General features: G+C 42.3%; 1 protein-coding gene. It reads left to right on the top strand.

The genetic code is table 11. The annotated features are described in order from the left end of the window. Nucleotides 1-277 precede the first annotated feature (277 nt). On the top strand, nt 278-1,516 hold the full coding sequence (locus ACM0OY_RS40325) for an IS110 family transposase (RefSeq protein WP_414574287.1): 1,239 nt from the start codon (nt 278-280) through the stop codon (nt 1,514-1,516). Nucleotides 1,517-1,624: the final 108 nt, after the last annotated feature.

The following is a 1,624-nucleotide window of genomic DNA, read 5'->3' as shown; positions in this document are numbered from 1 at the left end:
TTTCAAGTCAGTCAATCATGGGAAAAACCCACAACCAAGCATGAAAGTATGATATTTTCCCAAATGGTACTCCAAATCGAGGTTGTGGTTCAGTAGTGCAACATTAGCCTGAAAGTCAGTCTAGTCCCGATACTCATTCAAGCACAACCAAATGTTGCAACCGTGTAGAATCAGACGCGGAAAGCACGCAAGCTAGAATTTTAGCAATTTGAGTATCTTTGGAGTGCCATCTTAAAACCAAAAAATAAGTTTTCTTTCTTTGGATATGAGGTGAGTTATGGAAGTAGTTTACACTCATTGTGCTGGACTTGATGTACATAAAAAAACAGTAACTGCTTGTGTAATCATCCCCAAGGAAAAAGGAGGAATCAAGCGAGAAATTCGGACATTTGAAACTCATACCAATAGTCTTTTAAATATGCTTGATTGGTTGCTGAGTTTCGGTTGTACCCATGTGGCAATGGAAAGTACGGGAGAATATTGGCGACCAGTGTTCAACATATTAGAAACTAGCGTGGAAGTGATGTTAGTTAACGCTCGTCACGTGAAAAACGTTCCAGGGCGGAAAACAGATGTTAAAGACTCCCAATGGCTAGCCGAACTATTACAGCATGGGTTGCTACGTCCAAGTTTTATTCCACCTAAACCACAACGGGATCTACGGGATTTGATTCGCCATCGCCAGAATTTTGTGCGGGAACGTTCAAATTTAGTAAACCGAATCCAAAAAGTATTGGAAGCAGCTAATATTAAACTTGCATCTGTTGCCACAGATATTATGGGTGTGTCTGGACGTGCAATGCTCAAAGCAATTATTGCAGGGGATAAAAATCCAGAACAGATGGCACAATTAGCTTGTGGTCAATTGCGGAAAAAACAAGAGCAATTAACCCAAGCTTTGATTGGTCGAGTTCAACCTCATCATTGCTTTATTCTGGCTCAATTACTTTCCCAAGTTGAAAGTCTTGACGAGGTAATTCAACAATTCGATTCCCAAATCGAGGAATATTGCCACCCTTTTGAGCAAACAGTTGAACTACTCGACACCATACCGGGTGTTGCCCGCAAAGCTGCGGAAGTTATTGTTTGCGAAATCGGTACTGATATGAGTCGCTTTAATAGCGCGGCTCATTTGGCTGCATGGGCAGGATTAGCTCCTGGTAATTGTGAGAGTGCGGGTAAAAGATTGTCCTCTTTTAGCCGTCAAGGTAATCGCAGTTTAAAAACTATCCTTGTACAAGCTGCATGGGCTGCTTCTAGAACCAAAACCTACTTGGCTGCCCAGTTTCGCCGTTTGTCTGCTCGTCGAGGCGCTAAAAGGGCAGCAGTTGCTGTAGCCCATTCAATTTTAGTGATTGCGTACCATCTGATATCACGTCAAACTCCTTACTCCGAACTCGGTGCTGATTACTTTGAGCGCCATGAAAAACCACACCTGAAGAAGAAGCGTTTGATTACACAGTTAGAGAAACTCGGTTATCAAGTTAATCTAACTGAGATTGCCACTGCTTCATAATTCACCTCAACTACTCGTGATGTTAATTACTTGCTGTCAAGCGAATTTTTCCAACCACAGCAACATATCTTGCTGCCTACCTCCGCCCTAAGCTATTTTTCAAGCTAG

Source organism: Nostoc sp. CCY 9925, assembly GCF_963920935.1.
Taxonomy (GTDB): domain Bacteria; phylum Cyanobacteriota; class Cyanobacteriia; order Cyanobacteriales; family Nostocaceae; genus Nostoc.
This window is presented reverse-complemented; position numbering and strand designations above follow the sequence as displayed.